The 22080-nt window shown below is 66.2% G+C and carries 20 protein-coding genes; 12 read left to right on the top strand and 8 right to left on the bottom strand.

Features of this window, described 5'->3' with window-relative positions; translation table 11 throughout:
* Positions 1-30: 30 nt before the first annotated feature.
* The 6 genes from BW991_RS10660 to BW991_RS10685 all read left to right on the top strand — a co-directional run bounded on the left by BW991_RS10660 (position 31) and on the right by BW991_RS10685 (position 5611).
* Positions 31-945, top strand: a complete 915-nt coding sequence (locus BW991_RS10660) for a D-alanine--D-alanine ligase (protein ID WP_076602281.1) — start codon at positions 31-33, stop codon at positions 943-945.
* A complete protein-coding gene (locus tag BW991_RS10665) occupies positions 929-1777 on the top strand; it encodes a cell division protein FtsQ/DivIB (protein ID WP_088179595.1) in 849 nt (282 codons plus the stop codon). The genes BW991_RS10660 and BW991_RS10665 overlap by 17 nt, the downstream gene beginning before the upstream one ends.
* Positions 1774-3003: a cell division protein FtsA gene (gene ftsA / locus BW991_RS10670; RefSeq protein WP_076602097.1), complete on the top strand. Its 1230-nt coding sequence runs from the start codon at positions 1774-1776 to the stop codon at positions 3001-3003. The genes BW991_RS10665 and ftsA overlap by 4 nt, the downstream gene beginning before the upstream one ends.
* 145 nt (positions 3004-3148) lie before the next feature.
* On the top strand, positions 3149-4288 hold the full coding sequence (gene ftsZ, locus BW991_RS10675) for a cell division protein FtsZ (RefSeq protein WP_076602098.1): 1140 nt from the start codon (positions 3149-3151) through the stop codon (positions 4286-4288).
* A 206-nt stretch (positions 4289-4494) separates the two neighbouring features.
* Positions 4495-5412 carry a UDP-3-O-acyl-N-acetylglucosamine deacetylase gene (gene lpxC, locus BW991_RS10680; protein WP_076602099.1) on the top strand — a complete coding sequence of 306 codons (918 nt, stop codon included), beginning with the start codon at positions 4495-4497 and terminating at the stop codon, positions 5410-5412.
* Between the two features lie 10 nt (positions 5413-5422).
* A complete protein-coding gene (locus BW991_RS10685) occupies positions 5423-5611 on the top strand; it encodes a hypothetical protein (protein ID WP_076602100.1) in 189 nt (62 codons plus the stop codon).
* 47 nt (positions 5612-5658) lie between these two features.
* On the opposite strand, the gene BW991_RS10690 is transcribed toward BW991_RS10685, so the two are convergent.
* A complete protein-coding gene (locus BW991_RS10690) occupies positions 5659-6093 on the bottom strand; it encodes a DciA family protein (protein ID WP_076602101.1) in 435 nt (144 codons plus the stop codon).
* A 167-nt stretch (positions 6094-6260) separates the two neighbouring features.
* Between BW991_RS10690 and secA the strand changes: the two genes are divergently transcribed.
* The 4 genes from secA (at position 6261) to BW991_RS10710 (ending at position 13621) form a co-directional block, all read left to right on the top strand.
* The gene (secA, locus tag BW991_RS10695; RefSeq protein WP_076602102.1) at positions 6261-8996 is read left to right on the top strand and encodes a preprotein translocase subunit SecA; all 2736 of its coding nucleotides are present in this window, start codon (positions 6261-6263) and stop codon (positions 8994-8996) included.
* Positions 8997-9085: 89 nt separating this feature from the next.
* Complete coding sequence (locus BW991_RS10700; RefSeq protein WP_076602103.1) at positions 9086-10633, top strand: HDOD domain-containing protein; 1548 nt, start codon at positions 9086-9088, stop codon at positions 10631-10633.
* An 84-nt stretch (positions 10634-10717) separates the two neighbouring features.
* Entirely contained in the window at positions 10718-11956 is a 1239-nt protein-coding gene (argJ, locus tag BW991_RS10705; RefSeq protein ID WP_076602104.1) for a bifunctional glutamate N-acetyltransferase/amino-acid acetyltransferase ArgJ, read from the top strand.
* A 99-nt stretch (positions 11957-12055) separates the two neighbouring features.
* Positions 12056-13621, top strand: a complete 1566-nt coding sequence (locus BW991_RS10710; protein ID WP_244551666.1) for a PAS domain S-box protein — start codon at positions 12056-12058, stop codon at positions 13619-13621.
* 9 nt (positions 13622-13630) lie between these two features.
* Here BW991_RS10710 and apaG read toward each other — a convergent pair whose 3' ends face one another.
* On the bottom strand, positions 13631-14014 hold the full coding sequence (apaG, locus tag BW991_RS10715; protein WP_076602106.1) for a Co2+/Mg2+ efflux protein ApaG: 384 nt from the start codon (positions 14012-14014) through the stop codon (positions 13631-13633).
* Positions 14015-14121: 107 nt separating this feature from the next.
* Between apaG and purB the strand changes: the two genes are divergently transcribed.
* On the top strand, positions 14122-15489 hold the full coding sequence (gene purB, locus BW991_RS10720) for an adenylosuccinate lyase (protein ID WP_076602107.1): 1368 nt from the start codon (positions 14122-14124) through the stop codon (positions 15487-15489).
* Positions 15490-15580: 91 nt separating this feature from the next.
* Positions 15581-15898 carry a DUF2322 family protein gene (locus BW991_RS10725; protein ID WP_076602108.1) on the top strand — a complete coding sequence of 106 codons (318 nt, stop codon included), beginning with the start codon at positions 15581-15583 and terminating at the stop codon, positions 15896-15898.
* Between the two features lie 39 nt (positions 15899-15937).
* Here BW991_RS10725 and BW991_RS10730 read toward each other — a convergent pair whose 3' ends face one another.
* From BW991_RS10730 to queA, 6 genes are all read right to left on the bottom strand, one after another.
* A complete protein-coding gene (locus BW991_RS10730; RefSeq protein WP_076602109.1) occupies positions 15938-16558 on the bottom strand; it encodes a MarC family protein in 621 nt (206 codons plus the stop codon).
* A 19-nt stretch (positions 16559-16577) separates the two neighbouring features.
* Positions 16578-17507: a protein translocase subunit SecF gene (secF, locus tag BW991_RS10735; RefSeq protein WP_076602110.1), complete on the bottom strand. Its 930-nt coding sequence runs from the start codon at positions 17505-17507 to the stop codon at positions 16578-16580.
* Positions 17508-17545: 38 nt separating this feature from the next.
* The gene (gene secD, locus BW991_RS10740; RefSeq protein WP_076602111.1) at positions 17546-19405 is read right to left on the bottom strand and encodes a protein translocase subunit SecD; all 1860 of its coding nucleotides are present in this window, start codon (positions 19403-19405) and stop codon (positions 17546-17548) included.
* A gap of 81 nt (positions 19406-19486) precedes the next feature.
* Positions 19487-19813, bottom strand: a complete 327-nt coding sequence (yajC, locus tag BW991_RS10745; RefSeq protein ID WP_076602112.1) for a preprotein translocase subunit YajC — start codon at positions 19811-19813, stop codon at positions 19487-19489.
* 123 nt (positions 19814-19936) lie between these two features.
* Positions 19937-21049, bottom strand: coding sequence for a tRNA guanosine(34) transglycosylase Tgt (gene tgt, locus BW991_RS10750; protein WP_076602113.1), 1113 nt, complete (start codon positions 21047-21049; stop codon positions 19937-19939).
* Positions 21039-22076 carry a tRNA preQ1(34) S-adenosylmethionine ribosyltransferase-isomerase QueA gene (queA, locus tag BW991_RS10755; RefSeq protein WP_076602114.1) on the bottom strand — a complete coding sequence of 346 codons (1038 nt, stop codon included), beginning with the start codon at positions 22074-22076 and terminating at the stop codon, positions 21039-21041. The genes tgt and queA overlap by 11 nt, the downstream gene beginning before the upstream one ends.
* Positions 22077-22080: the final 4 nt, after the last annotated feature.

The raw sequence follows: 22080 nt of genomic DNA on the forward strand, positions 1-22080 counted from the left end.
GTGATGGACAAGGCCGTGGTCGATCCGGCCATGCGTGCGAAATTCGGCAAGGTCGCGGTGCTGCTGGGTGGCACATCGGCCGAAAGGGACGTCTCGCTGATGTCGGGCGGCGCCGTGCTCGAGGCCCTGCGCGCTGCGGGTGTCGACGCACACGGTTTCGACCCTGCCGAGTTCGACCTGCACATCCTCAAGGAACAGGGGTACGACCGCGCCTTCATCGCGCTGCACGGCCGTGGCGGCGAAGACGGCACCGTGCAGGGCATGCTCGAACTGCTGAAGATCCCCTACACGGGCAGCGGCGTGATGGCGTCGGCGCTGGCGATGGACAAGTGGCGCACAAAGATGGTGTGGGCGGCATGCGGCTTGCCGACCCCGCGCTATGCGATCCTGAATGCCGACACCGACTGGGATGCGGTCGTCGCCGATCTCGGCCTGCCGATCTTCGTCAAGCCGGTGCATGAAGGGTCCAGCATGGGGGCGACCAAGGTCACCGAGCCCGCCCAGCTGAAGGCCGCATGGGAGCTCGCAGCGCGCTTCGACGATCTCGTGATTGCCGAGGAGTTCATCTCCGGTGCCGAACTGACCGCGCCCTTCCTGCATGACCGGGCGCTGCCGCTGATCCGCATCGAAGCGCCCGGCGGCAACTACGACTACCAGAACAAGTACTTCACCGACGACACGCGCTACCTGTGCCCCTGCGGGCTGCCCGCCGCGCAGGAGCAGGCCCTGCAGGCGCTGATCATGCAGAGCGCGCGCGTGCTCGGTTGCCGCGGCTGGGGCCGCGCCGACCTGATCCTGACCGAGGACGGGCGTCCCTACCTGCTGGAAATGAACACCAGTCCCGGCATGACCGGCCACTCCCTCGTGCCGATGGCGGCGCGCGTGGCGGGCATGGACTTTACCCAGCTGTGTCTCGCGATCCTGGAGGATGCCCGCCTTGGCTGAATTCCGCCTGCGTTCTCCGCTTGCCGCACGCGGGCTATCCGGCACCAGCCGGATGCCCGGTCGCGTGCATGAGCGCGAGGGTGTGTGGCACCGGCCGGCCGTGCTGAACCTGTTTTCGGACATCCTGATGCTGTTCGCGGCGGTTGCGTTCGGCTACGCCTTCGTCGCGTGGTTCCTGTCGCGCCCGCTGTTTCCGCTGCGCGAGGTGGTCGTGCTGACGCCTCCGGCGCAGGTGACCACCGAGCAGCTCGAATACGTGGCCCGCAGTGCGATCCACGGCAATTTCTTCTCGGTGGACCTCGAGACCGTGCGCGAGACCTTCGAGAAGCTGCCCTGGGTCAGGCGCGCCGAAGTCCGCCGTCGCTGGCCCGACGTGCTGGAGCTGCGCCTCGAGGAACATCAGGCCGTGGCGTACTGGACCGTGTCCGGCAGCGGCGACTCGCAGCTGGTGAATCGCCAGGGCGAAGTCTTCGTCGCGGCAAGCAATGCCGAACTGCCGTCCTTCTCGGGGCCGCAGGGGTCGGCTGCCTACATTCAGGCGAAACACCGCGAATTCGGCGCGATGCTGGAACCGCTCGGCCACAAGCTCGTCGGTCTCGCGCTTTCGGCGCGCGAGGCGTGGCAGCTCAAGCTCGACGACGGCATGGTGATCATGCTCGGACGCGACCAGGAGAAGGCGCCGATCGGCCAGCGCCTCGAGCGCTTCGTGAGCGCCTGGCCGCAGGCGCGGGAAAAGGTTGGTGTGCAGGTGGCGGTAGCGGACCTCCGCTACCCGAGCGGATTCGCCCTCACCCCGGTGGGGGACTTCAAGGCAGCGAAAGGCAAGCAATGAGCAAGGAATACAAGGACCTGATCGTCGGGCTGGACATCGGTACCGCCAAGGTCACGTGCATGGTCGCGGAGGTTCGTCCCGACGGGCGGATCAACGTCGTCGGTGTCGGCACGCAGCCGGCCAGCGGTCTCAAGCGCGGCGTGGTCGTGAACATCGAGGCCACGGTCGACGCGATCTCGCGCGTGATCCAGGAAGTCGAATTGATGGCCGACTGCAAGATCCGCGACGTCTATACCGGGATCGCGGGCAGCCACATCAAGAGTTTCAACTCGAACGGCATGGTTGCGATCAAGGACAAGGAAGTCACCCCGCTCGACGTTGAGCGCGTGATCGAGGTCGCCCGCGCAATGCCGGTGCCCGCCGAGCAGCAGATCCTGCACACGCTCACCCAGGAGTTCATCATCGACGGGCAGGGCGGGGTGCGCGAGCCCATCGGCATGAGCGGCGTCAAGCTCGAGGTCAAGGTGCATATCGTCACCGGCGCCGTGTCGGCGGCCCAGAACGTCATCAAGTGCGTGCGTCGTTGCGGACTCGAGGTCATGGACCTGATCCTGCAGCCGCTCGCATCGAGCTACGCGGTGCTGACCGAGGACGAGAAGGAACTGGGCGTGTGCCTCGTCGATATCGGCGGCGGCACGACCGACATCGCGGTCTTCACGCACGGCGCAATCCGCCACACGGCGGTGCTGCCGGTCGCGGGCGACCAGATCACCAACGACATCGCGATGGCGCTGCGCACGCCGACCTCCGAAGCCGAGGAAATCAAGATCCGCCACGGCGTCGCGATGCACACGCTGGCCGACCCCGAGGAAATGATCGAGGTGCCCGGCGTCGGCGACCGCCCGCCGCGGCCGCTGTCGCGCCAGCGTCTTGCCGACGTGATCGAGCCGCGCGTGTCCGAATTGTTCGAACTCGTGCAGGCCGAGCTGCGCCGCAGCGGCTACGAAGAGCTGCTCTCCTCGGGAATCGTCCTCACCGGCGGTTCGTCGGTGATGCTCGGCATGGTCGAACTCGGCGAGGAAGTGTTCCACATGCCGGTGCGCGTGGGCGCGCCGCAGTACTCGGGCGGCTTGGCGGATGTCGTGTGCCACCCGCGCTATGCCACGGCCATGGGCCTGGTCATGGAAGGCCACGCCCAGCGTCGCCGCGGCATGCTGGCGCGCGACACCCGCAGCGTGAAGCAGGTGTTCGGACGCATGAAGGCGTGGTTCGAAAAGAATTTTTGACGGAATGGCGTGGAATTTTTCAGCCAAATTGAATGAGTTGTTGATCTGACCCCCTTATTTAGTTGTAAACTTTTGATTTATTACTAGATGTAGATTCGGCGGCAGCTCGGTGCGTATCGGGGTTGTTTTTCAGGAGGCGAGGCAAATGTTTGAAATCGTTGAGAAGGAGCAGACCGGCACGATCATCAAGGTGATCGGTGTCGGTGGCGCCGGCGGCAATGCCGTCGATCACATGATCCGGGAAGGGGTGCAGGGCGTCGAATTCATCGTCGCCAACACCGATGCACAGGCGCTCAATCGCTGCCTCGCCCCGAACAAGATCCAGCTGGGCAACTCGGGTCTGGGCGCAGGCTCGAAGCCCGAAGCCGGCCGTGCGGCGGCGCAGGATTCGCGCGACGCGATCGCCGCGGCGCTCGACGGCGCCCACATGTGCTTCATCACCGGCGGCATGGGTGGCGGCACCGGCACCGGCGCTGCGCCGGTCGTGGCCGAGATCGCCAAGGAGATGGGCATCCTGACCGTCGCGGTCGTGACCAAGCCCTTCGACTTCGAGAACCGCCTGCGCGTCGCGGAAAGCGGCGTCGAAGAGCTGACCCGCTACGTCGACTCGCTGATCATCGTCCTCAACGACAAGCTGCTCGAAGTGTACGGCGACGACGCCGGCTTCGAGGACTGCTTCCGTTCGGCCGACAACGTGCTGCGCAGCGCCGTCGGCGGCATCGCCGAAATCATCAACGTGCCCGGCCTCGTGAACGTCGACTTCCAGGACGTGCGCACCGCGATGGGCGAGATGGGCCGCGCGATGATGGGTTCGGCCGAAGCCTCCGGCATGGACCGCGCACGCATCGCCGCCGAGCAGGCCGCCGTGAGCCCGCTGCTCGAGGGCACCGAATTGTCCGGCGCGCGCTGCGTGCTGATCAACATCACCGCCAGCCGCTCGCTGAAGATGTCCGAAGTGCGCGATGCCGTGAAGACCGTCCAGGCCTTCGCCGCACCCGAAGCCTTCGTCAAGTACGGCACGGTGTTCGACGAGTCGATGGAAGACTGCGTCCGCGTGACCGTCGTCGCGACCGGCCTCGGCGTGCCGCGCGCCGCGCGCCAGCCGGTGATGCAGGTCGTGCAGGGCACGGGCACCTACGGTCCCTCGGTCGGCGGCATCGACCTGACCAACCTGGACGTTCCGGCGGTCATTCGCACCAACCGTCGCACGACGGTCGAGGCGATGAGCGCCAACGGCATGGGCACGTACGACATTCCGGCTTTCCTGCGCAAGCAGGCCGACTGAGCACCGCCGGCTCCGCCCATTACGGGCGCGTGCTGTGGACCGTCGCCTCCGGTCCGCGGCATGCGCCCGTTTCCGTTCCTGCCGGCGCTGCAGAGGCTTGATGGCACTCCGCAGCAACGCTGTGTTGCATGTTGCGTTGCAACCAAACTTGCCGCGTGATCCCGTGTGTGCATGCTAAACTGCTGTCGTGTAACGGGAATTTAACAATGATCAGGCAGCGCACCCTCAAATCGCTCATCAAGGCCACCGGCGTCGGTCTGCACGGCGGACGCAAGGTCCAGCTGGTGCTGCGTCCGGCTGCGCCCGATACGGGCATCGTCTTCCATCGCGTCGATCTCGATCCGGTCGTGGACTTCCCGGCCGACCCGTATTCGGTGTGCGACACGCGCATGTGCTCGGGGCTCGAGCGCGACGGCGCCAAGGTCGGCACCGTCGAGCACCTGATGTCGGCCCTTGCCGGTCTCGGTATCGACAATCTGCACGTGGACGTCGACGCGCCCGAGATTCCCATTCTCGATGGCAGCGCGGGTCCTTTCGTGTTCCTGTTGCAGTCGGCGGGGATCGAGGAACAGCAGGCACCGAAGCGCTTCCTGCGCGTAAAGAAGGCCGTCGAGTACCGCGAGGACGACAAGTGGGTGCGCCTCGAACCGTACGACGGCTTCAGGCTGGATTTCTCCATCGTGTTCAACCACCCTGCGATCGACAAGACCTCGACGCAGGTGAGTATCGATTTCGCCGAACACTCCTATGTTCGCGACGTCGCCCGTGCACGCACCTTCGGCTTCATGCAGGACGTCGAGTTCATGCGCGCCAACGGCCTGGCGCTGGGTGGCAGTCTGGACAACGCGATCGTGATGGACGAATACCGCGTGCTCAACGCCGAAGGCCTGCGCTACGTCGACGAGTTCGTCAAGCACAAGGTGCTGGATGCAATCGGCGACCTCTACCTGTGCGGTCATCCGCTTCTCGCCCGGTATTCCGCGCACAAGGCCGGCCACGCGCTGAACAACCAGGTGCTGCGCGTGCTGCTGGAAGACAGCAGCGCGTGGGAAATCGTGACGTTCGAGCAGGACGCCGCGACCCCGGCGGCGGTCAGCCACCAGTTCGAACTCTCGCTCGCCTGAGCGTCCGGCGATGCTGGTGATCCGCCTGTTCGCCATCCTCGCAGTGATCGGCATCGGCGGATCGCTCGCCGCATGGATGCTCACCGGCAATCCCAAGTACCGCCTGTGGGCGTGGAACTGCTTCCGCGCCGGGATCGTCGTGCTGTTCGTGTTCCTTGCGCTGTTCGCGCTCGAGCGCGTGTTCGTCCCGTTCGCGTAGCCTTCGCCGCGCCGCGGCAAGAGGGCGATTGATCGCCCGGTTGATAGTCAGTCGCGACGGCTGCGCCGCACCAGGCGCTCGAGCGATTCGCGCAGTGGCGAATCCGCGGGCAGTGTGGCCGAGAAATCCTCGATGCTGCGGCTGCCGTCTTCCGAGATCGTGCGTTGCGGCGGAGGGCGTCGCTCCTCGCGCGTCTCCAGCACTTTGACCTTCACCTGCACGGTCTTGATCTGCAGCCCGGCCGCCGCAAACTGCTGGACCAGCGACGGCGCGATCTGTTTCAGGCGCGCGGCCGCAGCGCCGCCGTTGGCAAGCAGCACCAGGATGTCGCCCTTCAGGTTGGCGACCGAACAGGCCGATGCGAGCGCGGGCGGGAGGTGTTGCTGGAGCAGGGTCTGCAGGCGCATCAGGCGCGCCGCATGGTCCTTCAGGCGAGCGAGAGCGTCGCCGGTGCCCAGGAAGCGCTGGATGAGCTGGGTCATTGCGGTGCCGAAGTCGGAGTGCGCCCAGATGGTAGGTCGTGCAGTCCCGGGCCGCAAGGGCCGGCCTTCCCGCTGCGCTCGCGTGCCGTCGCCGCATCCTCTGCAGGGGCTTGCGGCCGGCATGCTAAACTTCCCGCTTTGCCGAATCGGTCCCATCAGATACCCACATGATTTCCGGCCTGCTCAAGAAAATTTTCGGTAGTCGCAACGACCGCCTCATCCGCCAGTATTCCCAGACGGTACGCACCATCAATGCCCTGGAGCCGACGATTTCGGTCCTGACGGACGAGGCCCTGCGGGCCAAGACGGACGAATTCAGGCAGCGCGTCGCCAATGGCGAAAGTCTCGACAGCCTGCTGCCGGAAGCCTTCGCGGTCGTGCGCGAAGCGGCGAAGCGCGTCCACGGCATGCGCCACTTCGACGTGCAGCTCATCGGCGGCATGGTGCTGCACAACGGCAAGATCTCCGAAATGCGCACCGGTGAGGGCAAGACGCTCGTCGCGACGCTGCCGGCCTACCTCAACGCGCTGGCGGGCAAGGGCGTGCACGTCGTGACCGTCAACGACTACCTGGCGAGCCGCGACGCCGACTGGATGGGGCGTATCTACGGTTTTCTCGGGCTGACGACCGGGTGCAACCTGTCGCGCATGTCGCACGAGGAAAAGCAGGCTGCCTACGCCTCGGATATCACCTACGGTACGAACAACGAATTCGGCTTCGACTACCTGCGCGACAACATGGTGTACACCACCAGCGAACGCGTGCAGCGCAGCCTCAACTTCGCGATCGTCGACGAGGTCGATTCCATCCTGATCGACGAGGCGCGCACCCCGCTGATCATCTCGGGCCAGGCCGAGGATCACACCGAGCTGTATCTCAAGCTCAACCAGGTCGCCCCGGTGCTCACGCAGCAGGAGGGCGAGGGCGACGGCGAGGGCGAGAAGGTCACCAAGCCCGGCGACTATACGCTGGACCTCAAGGCGCGCCAGGTGCTCCTCACCGAGCAGGGGCACGAGAACGCCGAGCAGATCCTCACGCGCATGGGCCTGCTGGCCGAGGGAACGAGCCTGTACGACCCGGGCAACATCCTCCTCGTGCACCATCTCTACGCCGCACTGCGTGCGCACGCGCTGTACTTCAAGGACCAGCACTACGTCGTGCAGAACAACGAGGTGGTGATCGTCGATGAATTTACCGGCCGCCTGATGGCCGGCCGTCGCTGGTCCGAGGGCCTGCATCAGGCGGTCGAGGCCAAGGAAGGCGTGCGCATCCAGGCAGAGAACCAGACGCTCGCGTCGATCACCTTCCAGAACTTCTTCCGCATGTACGGCAAGCTCGCCGGCATGACCGGCACCGCCGACACCGAGGCCTACGAGTTCCACCAGATCTACGGCCTGGAAACGGTCGTGGTCCCGACCAACCGGCCGATGCAGCGCCGCGACGACAACGACAAGGTGTACCGCACCGCGAAGGAAAAGTGGGACGCGGTGATCGCCGACATCCGCGAATGCGTCGGCCGCGGCCAGCCGGTGCTGGTCGGCACGACTTCGATCGAGATCAACGAATTCCTCTCGGGCCTGCTGCAGCGCGAAAAGCTGCCCCACCAGTTGCTCAACGCGAAGCAGCACGAACACGAAGCCGAAATCGTCGCGCAGGCGGGTCGTCCGGGGGTCATCACGATCGCGACGAACATGGCCGGTCGCGGTACCGACATCGTGCTCGGTGGCAGTATCGAGCGCCAGATCGGGGCAATCCGCGATGACGAAACGCTGACCCACGAGCAGAAGGACGCGCGCATCGCCGGGATGCGCGAGGAATGGCAGAAAGTGCACGAGCAGGTGCTCGCAGCCGGCGGCCTGCACATCGTCGGCACCGAACGACACGAGTCGCGCCGCATCGACAATCAGCTGCGCGGCCGTGCCGGTCGCCAGGGCGACCCGGGCAGCTCGCGTTTCTATCTCTCGCTCGAAGATCCTCTGATGAAGATCTTCGCCGGCGAGCGCCTCAACGCGATCATGGTGCGCCTGAAGATGCCCGAGGGCGAGGCGATCGAGCATGCGATGGTCACGCGCTCGCTCGAGTCGGCCCAGCGCAAGGTCGAGCAGCGCAACTTCGACATCCGCAAGCAACTGCTCGAATACGACGATGTCGCCAACGACCAGCGCAAGGTGATCTACCAGCAGCGCAACGAGCTGCTCGAGAGCGAGGACATCTCCGACACGATTCATGCGATGCGCCAGGGCGTGCTGCACGACGCCTTCCGCATCTACGTGCCGGTCGACAGCGTCGAGGAGCAGTGGGACATCCCGGCGCTGGAGCAGGCCCTCGCGGCGGAATTCCTGCTCCGCCTCCCGGTGGGCGAGTGGCTGAAGGCCGAGCCGAATCTGGACGACGAGACCATTCTCAAGCGCATCCTTGCCGCTGCCGACGAGGGCTATGCAGCGAAGATCGCGCAAGTCGACACGGGGGCGTGGCACAAGTTCGAGCGCGACGTGATGCTGCAGAGCCTCGACACGCACTGGCGTGAGCACCTGGCCGCGCTGGACCATCTGCGGCAGGGCATCCATCTGCGCGGCTACGCCCAGAAGAACCCGAAGCAGGAGTACAAGCGCGAGGCCTTCGAGCTTTTCGAGGGCCTGCTCGAGACCGTTCGCGCCGAAGTCTCCAAGCTGCTGATGACCGTGCAGGTCCGCGCCGAGTCTCAGCTGGAGGAGGCCGAACGTCAGCCCGAGCTGGACAACGTGCAGTACCACCATGCCGACTACGATGAGGCGCTCGGCGCCACGTCGCAGGAGCAGGAAGGTGGCGTTGCCGTTGCGCAGGCCCCGAAGGTCGGGCGCAACGACCCCTGTCCTTGCGGCTCGGGGAAGAAGTACAAGCACTGCCACGGCAAGCTGAGCTGAGGCGCGATGGGTGGCACGACGCGTCCCCGCCACGTCCTTGAACGGCCCTTTGCGGGCCGTTCTTGGCTTCACGCGGAGCGTTCCCGGACGTGACCGGGCCGGCTGATCCCAAGGGCCGGCGTTCCGCCGAGCCCGCACTGTTTCCGGAACTGCAGCTCGGCGTTCCGGCGGATGCCTCCGAGCAGGGCACGCGCGAGCCGCGCGGCCTCGGTGAGTGGGTCACCTTCATTCGCGACCAGGAGATGCCTGCGCTCGGCGCGACGGTGGCCCTGATCCATTCCGTCACCGAGGACGAAAAATCCCCGACCGGAAAGCTCGCCCAGGCCATCCTGCAGGACGCGGCCATGACGGCGAAGGTGCTCAAGCTCGCCAATAGCGTCCTGTACAACCCCGCACGCCATGGCGTGAGCACCATCAGCCGCGCCATTGTCGTGCTCGGCTTCAATGCCGTCGCCGAGATTGCGATCGCGATTCGCGTGATCGATGCCCTGCTGGCCGGCGGCGTCCGGCAGCGCGTCGTGAACGAGATGGCGCGGGTGTTCCATGCGGCGGTGCAGGCGCGCGCGCTGGCCGCGCTGCGACGCGACGGGCGCAGTGAAGAGGTCTTCATCGCCGCCTTGCTGTCGCGGGTCGGCGAGATGGCCTTCTGGTGTTTCGGCGGCAAGCTCGCGCAACGGCTGGATGAAGCGCTCGCCGCGGGCCAGGCCGACGATGAGGCGCAGATGACCGTGCTCGGCTTTCGCCTGCGCCAGCTTTCGCAGGGGCTCGCGCGCGAGTGGAAGCTCGGTGCGCTGCTCCAGTCCGTGCTCGACGGCAGCAATCGTGCGGGCGTGGCGGAGCAGGCGATCCACTTCGGCCACCGGTTCGCCGTCGAGGTCGAGGGCGGGTGGGACAGCCCGGGTCTGGACAAGCTCGTTCGCGGTCTGGCGACCTTTGCCGGAGTTTCGTCCGAGGCGATGCGCGAGGAGCTCGCCGCCAACAGTGTCGAGGCCGCTCGCATTGCCGGATATTTCGGCGCGGCCGAGGCAGGAGCGCTGATCCCGCGGCCGACTCCCGCCGCAGGAGCCTCCGAGACCGGCGTGATCGAGGTGGAAGAAGCTTTCGCGATGGAGCCCGATCCGCATCTCCAGCTCAGGATCCTGCGCGAGATTTCGGGCCGCATCGCGGCTGGAGCGAACCTCAACGAGATCCTGCAACTCGTGCTCGAAGGCATCTATCGCGGCGTCGGTTTTGACCGCGTGCTGTTCGCGCTGATGTCGCAGAACCGGCTGCAACTGGTCGGGAAGACCTCGCTTGGTGGCGGCGCCGAGGCGTTGCGCCAGGCTTTCATCTTTTCCCTCGATGGCACGCCCGGGGATCTGTTCAACGAATTCTTCCGCAACCCGCGGGCGATGCGTTTCGGTCCCGGTCAGACGCCGCCGGGAATCCGGCTCGACCGTCTGCTGCAGGTGACCGATGCCGCCTGCGCCTGCATTGCTCCCATCCTCGCGCAGGGGCGCCCGATCGGTCTTTTTTACGCCGACCGCTCCCATTCCGCGGAGGGTATCGATGACGAACGTTTCGAAGCCTTCCAGCTGTTTGCCCAGCAAGTCTCGCTTGCCGTCACGGCAGCCTCGTCGTCGCGCCAGAACGGCTGATGCGAGGCCCTGCAGTGATGCCGTTGCCGGCATCCAATGAAACCGCGGCGGCGCGTGCCGCCCTTTGTCCGATGGAGACCCGTCATGCCCGTTAACCTCTCGACCCCGGTTGCCTCGGAGCTGCATCCGGTTGCAGGCGTTCGCCTCGGGGTTGCCGAAGCCGCGATCCGGAAGCTGAACCGTCGCGATCTGACCCTCATCGAAGTTGCGGCCGGCAGCCGTGTGGCGGGCGTGTTTACGCTCAACCGGTTCTGCGCCGCGCCGGTCCAGGTGTGCAAGGATCACCTTCCCGGCGGCAACGTCCGCGCGCTCGTGATCAATACCGGCGTCGCCAACGCGGGGACGGGCGAGGAAGGGCTGGCGAACGCCAACGCCACCTGTGCGGCCGTGGGCGGGCTGATGGGCATTGCCCCCGAGCAGGTTCTGCCGTTTTCCACCGGCGTGATTCTCGAGCCGCTGCCCGTCGACCGCCTGGTGGCCGGACTCCCTGCCGCGCAGGCCGATCTGCGTGCCGACGGCTGGTTCGATGCGGCGCACGCGATCATGACGACCGATACCGTGGCCAAGGCCGTGTCGCGCCAGGTGACGATCGCGGGGCGCACGGTGACGCTTACCGGCATCAGCAAGGGCGCGGGGATGATCAAGCCCAACATGGCAACGATGCTCGGCTTCCTCGCCTGCGATGCGGCAATCTCGCAGTCCCTGCTGGACGCGCTCGCCCTCGAGGCGGCCGACCTGTCGTTCAACAGCATCACCGTCGACGGCGACACCTCGACCAACGACTCCTTCATCATCATCGCGACCGGCAAGGCCGGCAACTCCGAGATCAACGATCCGCTGGGCGAGGACTTCCGCGCGCTGCGCGATGCGATCATCGACGTTTCGATCCGGCTCGCCCAGGCGATCGTGCGCGACGGCGAAGGTGCCACCAAGTTCATGACGATTGCCGTCGAGGGCGGCAAGGACCGCGCGGAGTGCCGCAAGGTGGCCTATGCGATCGGCCAGTCGCCCTTGGTCAAGACCGCCTTCTTCGCCTCCGACCCCAACCTCGGGCGCATCCTCGCCGCGATCGGCTACGCGGGCATCGACGATCTCGACGTGAGCGGGCTGCGCGTGTGGCTTGGCAGCGCAAGCGAGGAGGTGCTGGTCGCCGAGAACGGTGGCCGTGCGGCAACGTATCGCGAGGACGCCGGTGCGCGCGTGATGAAGGAATCCGAGATCACCGTGCGTGTCGATCTCGGCCGCGGTCTCGAGCGCGCCACCGTGTGGACCTGTGATTTCTCGTACGATTACGTGAAGATCAACGCCGACTACCGCAGCTGATGTTCCGGCGCAAATCGCGCACTGGCTGCATTGCTATGCTGTAAGTATAATCCGGGAAGCAGATCGACCCGGATCAAGATGGCAGACCAGCAGCAGTCAATGCGCGAATCGCGGGGTCACGACGACCTCTCGCCCCTGTTCGACATCATGCTCGAAGGCGTGGTCGTGCGCGACGGCGCAGGCCGCATCACGGCGTGCAATCGCACCGCACAGCAGATCTACGGCCTTTCCGCTGCCGAACTCGAAGGCCATACCGCCGAGAGCCTGCCGGTCGGCTTCCTCCACGAGGACGGATCTTCCTGTCCGCCGGACCTGCACCCGGCGATGGTCACGCTGCGCACCGGCCTGCCTCAGCGCGGCGTGGTGATGGGAATCGCTCATCCCGGGCAGGATCCGGTGTGGATCCAGGTCAATAGCCAGCCGATCGCGGACGCTACGGGCCGGATCACGTCGGTGATCACCAGTTTTGCCGACATCACGCCGATCAAGCGTGCGGAAGATGCCCTGCGAGCGAGTGAGGCGCGCAGTCGGACGCTTGCCGAGGCGATCGCACAGTCCGGCTGTGCGGTCATCATCACGGATGGCGACGGGCGGATCGAATACGTGAATCCCGCGTGCTGCAAGGCATATGGCTATACCGAGGAAGAGCTCATCGGGGCGCGGCCGAGCATCTTCAAGTCCGGCGAAACGACGCAGGAGGAGTACGCAAGCCTGTGGCGGACGATTCTCGCCGGGGAGACCTGGCGCGGCGAGATGTCGAATCGCAGTCGCGACGGCCGGCTGATCCGCGAGGCGGTATCCGTGTCGCCGGTGCGGGACGAGTGCGGCGAGGTCCGGCATTTCGTTGCGCTGAAGGAAGACATCACGCAGCTGCGCGATGACGAGCGCAGACGGCACGAGCTGTTCGAGCGCGTTGCGCGGCTCGAGCGCATGGAACTCGTCGCCACCCTGGCGGGAGGCATCGCGCACGATTTCAACAACGTCCTCGCTGCCATCCTCGGTTACTCGCAGCTCGCGGCCACGCAGCTCAAACAGGACGGCGGGCAGGCGCGCGTGCTGAAGTACGTCGAGGAAATCCGCTCGGCCGGCCAGCGTGCCCGGGAACTGATCCAGCAGCTCCTGAGTTTCCGTCGCGGCGGTGCCGTGCAGCCGGGCAGCTCCGAGCTCGCCCAGATCGGTCGCGAGGCGGTAGGGCTGCTGCGCGCGACCCTGCCCGACACGCTCGCGGTGGTTGCCGATATCGATCCCGGCCTGCCGCGACTGTCTGTCGATCCGGCGCATCTCCATCAGATCATGATGAACCTGCTGATCAATGCGCGCGATGCGATCGCCGGCATAGGCACCATTCGCCTGACGGCCCACCGCGCATCCTTCGACGGCATGCAGCGCTGCGACTCCTGTGGTCACGAGTTCATGGGTGACTACGTGGCGATCACGGTGACGGACGTAGGCGTGGGGATCGCGCCCGAGCACCGCGAGAAACTGTTCGAACCCTTCTTCACGACCAAGGATGTCGGGCAGGGTACCGGCATGGGGCTGGCTGTCGTGCACACGATGACCCACCTGTATGACGGCCACGTCCGCGTCGAATCGGAGCCCGGCAAGGGCACTGCCGTGCAGGTCATGCTGCCGGCGCGGCTGCTCCGGGAGGGCGGCCTCGCCTAGTGCCGGCGCTCAGTGCAGTACGCGCGGCATCGCCAGCACGAAGGCCGGGATCTCGGCGTCGAAGCGGTGTCCGTCCGCCGCGACCATCTGGTAGCTGCCCTGCATCGTGCCGACCGGCGTTTCGAGCACCGAGCCGCTCGAATAGCTGAACTGTTCTCCCGGGGCGAGCGCGGGCTGTTCCCCGATCACTCCCTGGCCGCGCACTTCCTGCACCTTTCCCGCGCCATCCGTGATGACCCAGTGACGACTGAGGAGTTGTGCGCCGATGGTGCCGGTGTTGCTGATCGTGATGTGGTAGGCAAACACGTAGCGATCTTCTTCAGGCGCGGACTGGCCGGGTACATATTCGGCCACCGCGGTAACCTTGATGCGGTACTTTTCCGATTCGCTCATTGATGGAGCCTCTGTAATGGATGCCGTTGTCCAAGGTGCTCGCGGTCATCGAGCACTCGACAGCGGCGCAGAAGGTTAAAATAGCACTTTTGTCCGGAAATTCCGCCATGTCCGTTTCATCCTTGACCGCTCTTTCACCGCTCGACGGCCGCTACCACGAAAAGGTCGCGGGCCTGCGCGAACATTTCTCCGAGCACGGCCTGATCCGTAATCGCGTCCGCGTCGAGATCGAATGGCTCAAGGCTCTGGCCGGCGAGCCGGGGCTCGCCGAGATCGCGCCGTTCTCGGCGGCAACGGTAGCGGAGCTCGACGGCGTCGTCGCGAAATTCTCCCCGGCAGACAGTGCCGCGGTGAAGGCCATCGAGGCGACCACCAACCATGACGTGAAGGCGATGGAGTACTGGCTCAAGGAGCGCCTGGGCCACAACGCCGAAGTCACAAAAGTGTCGGAATTCATCCATTTCGCCTGCACCTCCGAAGACATCAACAACACCTCGCACGCCCTGATGCTGCGCGAAGGCCGCGATGCGGTGCTGTTGCCCGCGCTCGACAAGGTGATCGCGCGCCTCCGCGAGCTCGCTCACCTGCATGCCGAACTGCCGATGCTCTCGCGTACGCATGGTCAGCCCGCGAGTCCGACCACGCTCGGCAAGGAGATGGCCAACATCGCCGCACGCCTGCTCCGCGCACGCGCCGCGATCGCCGCGGTGTCGCTGACGGCGAAGTTCAACGGTGCGGTCGGCAACTACAATGCGCACCTGTCGGCCTGGCCCGAATTCGACTGGGAGGGCTTCAACCGCCGCTTCATCGAATCGCTGGGGCTGGAATTCAACCCGTACACGATCCAGATCGAGCCGCACGACGCGATGGCGGAGCTCTTCGATGGGATCGCGCGCGCCAACACGATCCTCATCGACGCCTGCCGCGACATCTGGATGTACATCTCCTTCGGTTACTTCAAGCAGAAACTGAAGGAGGGCGAGGTGGGCTCGTCCACGATGCCACACAAGGTCAATCCAATCGACTTCGAGAACGCCGAGGGCAACTTCGGCATCGCCAACGGCGTGCTGCGCCACTTCACCGAAAAGCTGCCGGTGTCGCGCATGCAGCGCGATCTCACCGACTCGACCGTGCTGCGCAACATGGGCGTGGGCTTCGGTCATACGGTGCTGGCGCTCGATTCCTGCCTGCGCGGCCTGAACAAGCTCGAGGCCGATCCGCTGCGTCTTGCCGCCGATCTTGATGGTGCGTGGGAAGTGCTCGCGGAGCCGGTGCAGACGGTGATGCGCCGTTTCGGCATCGAAAATCCGTACGAGCAGCTGAAGGCGATGACGCGCGGCAAGGGCATCACGCGCGAGGCGCTGCAGGAATTCATCCGCACGCTGGCGATTCCGGAAGCCGATTGCCGGCGCCTGCTCGACATGACGCCGGCGAGCTACGTGGGCAAGGCCGCGGAGCTCGCGAAGCGCATCTGAACGCGCCGGCCGGCCGCCGCCGGCACGGTACGCAAGGACGAACGCCACCTGCGGGTGGCGTTTCCTTTAAGACGACGGAAGGGAAGCACGAATGGCGTTTGCCGACAATCTCAAGCAGCTGCCCAAGGTGTCGCACCTCGCGGCACTGAACCTCCTCGACGGCGAAGGTGCGGTCGCCGCGACCACCGAGAACAAAGCCGGTCAGGCCGGCTCGCTGGCGGTGTACAACCACCTCGCCCAGCTCTACGGTTCGATCAACGCCGAGGCGGCGAAGAAGGGGCTGGAACTTTATGCGGAGCATACGGAGGACGCGCGCGCGAATCCGGGCAAGCATCCGAACATCGACCGGCTGATCGGGATCGTCGAGCGCGGCGACGTGCTGCGCGTGAAGCAGGTTTTCGCGGTCTGAGAGGAGCGTGGCGGGGGCATCGCGGCGTCCCCGCGTGCTTCAGGCTCCGCCCAGGCCGAAGAAGTCGCGTATGCCCAGCATGCCGATCTGGAAGCCGATGGCGACCAGGATCAGGCCCATGAAGCGGGTGAAGATGCGCTCGACGCGCGGCGTGGCCAGCCGCTGGCGTACGAGCGCGAGACGCAGCGTCGCCCACAGCACGGCCGCGGTCGCGACCGACGCAAACAGTGCGATGACCGGCAGGTAGAGGCGGGACGGGTAGGCGACCGACAGCGTGATCGCGGTCGTGATCGCGCCCGGGCCTGCGACCAGCGGCATCGCGAAGGGTACGACGATGCGGTCCTGGGCGTCCTCGGGCGAGGCGTGGTCCTGCTGGATGCCGCTGGGGCTGCCGCGCAGCATGTCGAGGCCGACGAGGATGATGACCAGCCCGCCGGCGGTGCGGAAGGCGTCGAGCGAGATGCCGAAGAGCTCGAGGATGTAGCGGCCGCCGATCGCGGCGCCAGCGAGGATCGCCAGCACGGCCATCGCGGCCTGGCCGGCGGAGCGGCGGCGCGCCGCGACGGGCATGCCGGCGACGATGCCGAGGAAGATCGGCGCGGCGATGATCGGGTTCGTGATCGCCAGGAGGCTGACGAAGGCCTGCAGGAACTCGTTCATCGCCGCGTTGGAACCGGGGTCAGACGACCGCCTCTTCCTTTTCCTTCTTCGGCTTCATGAACTGTTCGCGCGAGACGCCCAGCCACATCACCAGCGGGCTCGCCACCAGCACCGAGGAGTAGATGCCGAAGAGGATGCCGATCGTCAGCGCCATCGCGAAGTAGTGCAGGGTCTCGCCGCCGAACAGCAGCATCGCCAGCACCATCATCTGCGTGCTGCCGTGGGTGATGACGGTACGCGAGATCGTCGAGGTGATCGCGTGGTCGAGCACTGCCGGCGTCGTCAGGCCGCGCTTCTTCTTGAAGGTCTCGCGCACGCGGTCGAAGACGACCACCGACTCGTTGACCGAGTAGCCCAGCACCGCGAGCACCGCAGCCAGCACTGGCAGCGAGAATTCCCACTGGAAGAATGCGAAGAAGCCCAGGATGATCACGACGTCATGCAGGTTGGCGATGATCGCGGACACCGCGAAGCGCCACTCGAAGCGCATCGCCAGGTACACGACGATGCCGAAGATCACCAGCAGCAGCGCCATCGCGCCGTCCGAGGCGAGTTCCTTGCCGACCTGCGGGCCGACGAACTCGACGCGCCGCAGTTCCGGTGCGCCGCCCACCGCGTGCAGTGTCGCCATCGTGCGCTCGGACACCTTGGTGGTGTCGAGATCGTCGCGGTTCGGCAAGCGGATCAGCACGTCGCGCGCGCTGCCGAAGTTCTGCACCTGCGCGTCCGGGTAGCCGCTGGTGGCGAGCGCGCTGCGGATCGGCTCCAGTTGCGGCGCCTCCGCGTAGGTCACCTCGACCAGCGTGCCGCCGGTGAACTCCACCGACAGGTGCAGGCCGCGCGTCGCGAGGAAGAACACCGCCAGCACGAACGTGATCAACGAGATGATGTTGAACGTCAGCGCATGGCGCATGAACGGGAGGTCTTTCTTGATACGGAAGAATTCCATGATTCAGCCCTGTATTCAGCCTTGTGCGTGCGCGGCGTTCAGTTGCCCGGCTTCCAGATCTGCCCGATCGACAGCGATTCGAGCTTGCGGCGGCGACCGTAGATGATGTTCACGAGCATGCGCGAGATCAGGATGGCGCTGAACATCGAGGTCAGGATGCCGAGGCAATGCACGACCGCGAAGCCGCGCACCGGCCCGGAGCCGAAGACGAGCAGCGCGATGCCGGCGATCAGCGTCGTGATGTTGGAGTCGAGAATCGTGTCGAAGGCGCGTTCGTAGCCCGCATGGATGGCCGCCTGCGGCGAGACGCCGTTGCGCAGCTCCTCGCGGATGCGCTCGTTGATCAGCACGTTCGCGTCGATCGCCATGCCCAGGGTCAGCGCCATCGCCGCGATGCCGGGCAGCGTCAGTGTCGCCTGCAGCAGCGACAGCAGGGCGACGAGCAGGAGCAGGTTGGCTGCGAGCGCGATCACCGACACGAGGCCGAACAGCATGTAGTAGGCGCTCATGAAGATCGCGATCGCGACGAAGCCCCACAGCGTCGAGTGGAAGCCCTTGGCGATGTTCTCGGCGCCGAGGCTCGGGCCGACGGTGCGCTCCTCGATGATCTCCATCGGCGCGGCGAGGCTGCCGGCGCGCAGCAGCAGCGCGACGTCGCTCGCTTCCTGGGTCGTCATGCGACCGGAGATCTGCACGCGGCCGCCGCCGATCTCGGTGCGGATCACCGGTGCGGTCACGACCTCGCCCTTGCCCTTCTCGATCAGCAGGATGGCCATGCGCTTGCCGACGTTCTCGCGCGTGACGTCGCGGAAGATGCGGCTGCCGGCGGCGTCCAGCGTCAGATGCACCGCGGGTTCGTTGGTCTGGCCGTCGAAACCCGGCTGTGCGTCGGTGAGACGGTCGCCGGTGAGCACGACCTGGTTGCGCACCAGGATGGGCGAGCCGCCGCGTTCGTTGTAGAGCTCGGTGCCCAGCGGCACGCTGCCCGCAAGGGCGCCTTCGAGCGCGCCCGGCGTTTCGTCGACGAGGCGGACCTCGAGCGTTGCGGTGCGGCCGAGGATGTCCTTGGCCTTGGCGACGTCCTGCACGCCAGGCAGCTGCACGACGATGCGGTCGGCGCCCTGCTGCTGGATCACCGGTTCGGCGACGCCCAGTTCGTTGATGCGGTTGTGCAGCGTGGTGATGTTCTGCTTGATCGCGAAGTCGCGGATGGTTTTCTGGGCGTTCTGGCTCAAGGTCGCGACGAGCTTCAGGTCGTCGGCTGCGTCGTCGCGGTCGGCGAGCTGCAGGTCCGCGGTGCCGGCGGAAATCGCCTTGCGCGCCGCTTCGCGCTGTTCGGCGTCACGGAAGCGCAGCAGCACGTTGTTGCCTTCGCGCGTGATGCCGGCGTGGCGCACGTTCTTGTCCCGCATCAGCGTGCGCAGGTCCGCGGCAGTTGCGTCGAGGCGCTTGGTGATCGCGCCGGGCATGTCGACCTGGAGCAGGAAGTGCACGCCGCCGCGCAGATCGAGGCCGAGGTACATCGGCAGCGCGTTGATCGCGGTCAGCCAGCTCGGCGAGGCGGAAAGCAGGTTCAGTGCGACGACGTAGGACGGGTCGCGCGGATCCGGGTTCAGGCGCTTTTCGATGGCGTCCTTCGCGCGCAGCTGTATGTCGGTGCTGGCGACGCGCACGCGGATGCTGTTGGCGTCGATGAACAGCCCGGTGTGCTCGATCCGGGCATCCTTGAGCGCCTGCTCGATCGTGCCGTTGAGGGAGGCATCGAGCTTGAGCGTGGCTTTTCCGCTGGAGACCTGGACCGCGGGTACTTCACCGTAGAAATTGGGAAGGGTGTAGATCAGGCCGAGGAACAGGACCAGACCGATGAGAATGTTCTTCCAGAGCGGATAGCGGTTCATGACTTGGAGGGGCTGGAAAGAGGAGGCGACGGAGCGTCGCGGTTGCGCAGCGCCGGCGTGGCCGGCGCATGACGCGCGACCTTACAGGGTCTTCAGCGTGCCCTTCGGCAGCACGGTGGCGACGGCCTGGCTCTGCACGAGGATATTGACGTTGTCCGCGATTTCGATGCGCAGGAAGTTGTCGCCGACCTGGGTCACGCGACCGGCGATGCCGCCCTGGGTGACGACCTCGTCGCCCTTCGCGAGCGCCGAGACCATCGCCTTGTGTTCCTTCGCACGCTTCATCTGGGGACGGATCATCAGGAACCACAGGACGATGAACATCAGGATCAGCGGCAGCATGCCCATCAGGCCGCCGGTGGGGTCGCCGCCGGCTGCGGCCTGGGCGTATGCGTTGGAAATGAACACGGGTGACTCCGGGTGGTTGCTTAAAGCGGCCGATTATAGCAGCAGGCCTTGGCGCGCCTGTCGCAACCGGAAGCGGCGGGCCTGTGTACTACTTGCCGTCCGCGGGCATTCGGGCGCGGCCGGTCACTGCGTGCCCGTGCTGCGCTCGCCGCGGAAGCGCCCGAGGTAGGCGTTGAACGCGCCCGCGTCAATCGCCGTGCGCAGTTCCGCCGTGAGGACCTGGTAGTAGCGCAGGTTGTGGATCGTGTTGAGCATGCTGCCGAGGATCTCGCCCGCGCGGTGCAGGTGGTGCAGGTAGGCGCGGCTGAAGTTGCGGCAGGTATAGCAGTCGCAAGAGGGGTCGAGCGGGCGGGTGTCCTGCTTGTGGATGGCGTTCTTGATCTTGATGTCGCCGAAGCGGGTGAACAGCCAGCCGTTGCGCGCGTTGCGCGTGGGCATCACGCAGTCGAACATGTCGATGCCGGCGGTCACGCCGGCGACGATGTCCTCGGGGGTGCCGACCCCCATCAGGTAGCGCGGCTTGTGCTGCGGCAGGCGCGGGGCGGTATGGGCGAGGATGCGCTCCATGTCGTCCTTGGGCTCGCCGACCGACAGGCCGCCGATCGCGTAGCCGTGGAAGCCGATGTCCTCGAGCGCAGCAAGCGACTCGTCGCGCAGGTCCTCGTACATGCCGCCCTGGACGATGCCGAAGAGCGCGTTGGCGTTGCCCAGTTTGTCGAACTCGTCGCGCGAACGCTTTGCCCAGCGCTGCGACAGACGCATCGACTTCGCCGCCTCGTCGCGCGTCGCCGGATAGGGCGTGCATTCGTCGAAGATCATCGCGATGTCGGAGTTCAGCGTGTGCTGGATCTGCATCGAGATCTCGGGCGTGAGCAGCAGCTTCGCGCCGTCGATCGGCGAGGCGAACTTGACGCCTTCCTCGCTGATCTTGCGCAATGCACCGAGGCTGAACACCTGGAAGCCGCCGGAGTCGGTGAGGATGGGCTTGTTCCAGCCCATGAAGTCGTGGAGGCCGCCATGCGCGGCCACGACCTCGAGGCCGGGACGCAGCCACAGGTGGAAGGTGTTGCCGAGGCAGATCTGCGCGCCGATGTCGTCGAGCGCGGCGGGCGTCATCGCCTTGACCGTTCCGTAGGTGCCGACCGGCATGAAGACCGGCGTTTCGACAACGCCGTGGGCGAGCGTGAGACGGCCGCGGCGGGCGGCGCCGTCCTGGGTGATCAGGTCAAATTGCATCGTTGCGGCGGGTGATGAACATGGCATCCCCGTAACTGAAGAATCGGTAGCCTTCGCGCACCGCGTGGGCGTAGGCGCGACGGATGGGTTCCATGCCGGCGAAGGCCGACACGAGCATCAGCAGGGTCGACTTCGGCAGGTGGAAGTTGGTGATCAGGGCATCGGCGACGCGGAAGCGGTAGCCGGGGAGGATGAAGAGTTCCGTCTCACCCACGCCGGCCCCGAGTTCGCCGTCCTGTGCGGCGCCTTCGAGTGCGCGCAGGCTGGTGGTGCCGACGGCGATGACCCGCTTGCCGGCGGCCTTCGTGCGCGCGATCGCGTCGACCGTTTCCTGCGGGATCACGTAGCGCTCGCGGTGCATGTGGTGTTCCCCGAGGTCGTTGACGCGCACCGGCTGGAAGGTGCCGGCGCCAACGTGCAGCGTAACCCATGCACCGTTCACGCCCTGGCGGGCGAGGTCGGCGAGCATCTGCTGATCGAAGTGCAGGCCGGCGGTCGGTGCCGCGACCGAGCCTGGTTCGCGTGCATAGACGGTCTGATAGCGCGACTCGTCGTGGTCGTCCGCGGCGCGGTCGATGTAGGGGGGCAGGGGCAGCTTGCCGTGCCTTTCCAGCAGCGCATGGAGATCTTCGTCTTCGGGGAAGCGCAGGTGGAAGAACTCTCCGGCGCGGCCGAGCACCGTGACGTCGAAGGCGTCGGCCAGGCGCAGGCGCGCCCCGGCGCGCGGCGACTTGCTCGCGCGCACCTGGGCAAGCGCCTCGTGCGGGCCGATCGCACGTTCGATCAGCACCTCGACTTGCCCGCCGGTTTCCTTGGTTCCGTACAGGCGGGCGTGGATCACGCGGGTGTCGTTGAATACGAGCAGGTCGCCGGGTTCGACGAGCGAGGGCAGGTCGCAGAAGCCGCGGTCGGCCAGTTCGCCGCCGGCGAGGACGAGCAGGCGGCTCGCACAGCGTTCGGCGAGCGGGGCCTGGGCGATCTGTTCGGGGGGGAGCAGGTAGTCGAAATCGTCGAGAGTAAGGGACATGCGC

Source organism: Aromatoleum tolulyticum, from assembly GCF_900156155.1.
In the GTDB taxonomy this organism is placed as follows: Bacteria; Pseudomonadota; Gammaproteobacteria; order Burkholderiales; family Rhodocyclaceae; genus Aromatoleum; species Aromatoleum tolulyticum.

Bases quoted from the DNA above. Each gene is read 5' to 3' on its own strand.
- ftsA (WP_076602097.1), top strand. From the start codon at position 1,774: ATGAGCAAGGAATACAAGGACCTGATCGTCGGGCTGGACATCGGTACC.
- secA (WP_076602102.1), top strand. From the start codon at position 6,261: ATGATTTCCGGCCTGCTCAAGAAAATTTTCGGTAGTCGCAACGACCGC.
- BW991_RS10660 (WP_076602281.1), top strand. From the start codon at position 31: ATGCGTGCGAAATTCGGCAAGGTCGCGGTGCTGCTGGGTGGCACATCG.
- secD (WP_076602111.1), bottom strand. From the start codon at position 19,405: ATGAACCGCTATCCGCTCTGGAAGAACATTCTCATCGGTCTGGTCCTG.
- BW991_RS10710 (WP_244551666.1), top strand. From the start codon at position 12,056: ATGCGCGAATCGCGGGGTCACGACGACCTCTCGCCCCTGTTCGACATC.
- BW991_RS10685 (WP_076602100.1), top strand. From the start codon at position 5,423: ATGCTGGTGATCCGCCTGTTCGCCATCCTCGCAGTGATCGGCATCGGC.
- queA (WP_076602114.1), bottom strand. From the start codon at position 22,076: ATGTCCCTTACTCTCGACGATTTCGACTACCTGCTCCCCCCCGAACAG.
- BW991_RS10665 (WP_088179595.1), top strand. From the start codon at position 929: ATGCCCGCCTTGGCTGAATTCCGCCTGCGTTCTCCGCTTGCCGCACGC.
- ftsZ (WP_076602098.1), top strand. From the start codon at position 3,149: ATGTTTGAAATCGTTGAGAAGGAGCAGACCGGCACGATCATCAAGGTG.
- BW991_RS10725 (WP_076602108.1), top strand. From the start codon at position 15,581: ATGGCGTTTGCCGACAATCTCAAGCAGCTGCCCAAGGTGTCGCACCTC.
- argJ (WP_076602104.1), top strand. From the start codon at position 10,718: ATGCCCGTTAACCTCTCGACCCCGGTTGCCTCGGAGCTGCATCCGGTT.
- tgt (WP_076602113.1), bottom strand. From the start codon at position 21,049: ATGCAATTTGACCTGATCACCCAGGACGGCGCCGCCCGCCGCGGCCGT.
- BW991_RS10690 (WP_076602101.1), bottom strand. From the start codon at position 6,093: ATGACCCAGCTCATCCAGCGCTTCCTGGGCACCGGCGACGCTCTCGCT.
- purB (WP_076602107.1), top strand. From the start codon at position 14,122: ATGTCCGTTTCATCCTTGACCGCTCTTTCACCGCTCGACGGCCGCTAC.
- apaG (WP_076602106.1), bottom strand. From the start codon at position 14,014: ATGAGCGAATCGGAAAAGTACCGCATCAAGGTTACCGCGGTGGCCGAA.
- secF (WP_076602110.1), bottom strand. From the start codon at position 17,507: ATGGAATTCTTCCGTATCAAGAAAGACCTCCCGTTCATGCGCCATGCG.
- BW991_RS10730 (WP_076602109.1), bottom strand. From the start codon at position 16,558: ATGAACGAGTTCCTGCAGGCCTTCGTCAGCCTCCTGGCGATCACGAAC.
- lpxC (WP_076602099.1), top strand. From the start codon at position 4,495: ATGATCAGGCAGCGCACCCTCAAATCGCTCATCAAGGCCACCGGCGTC.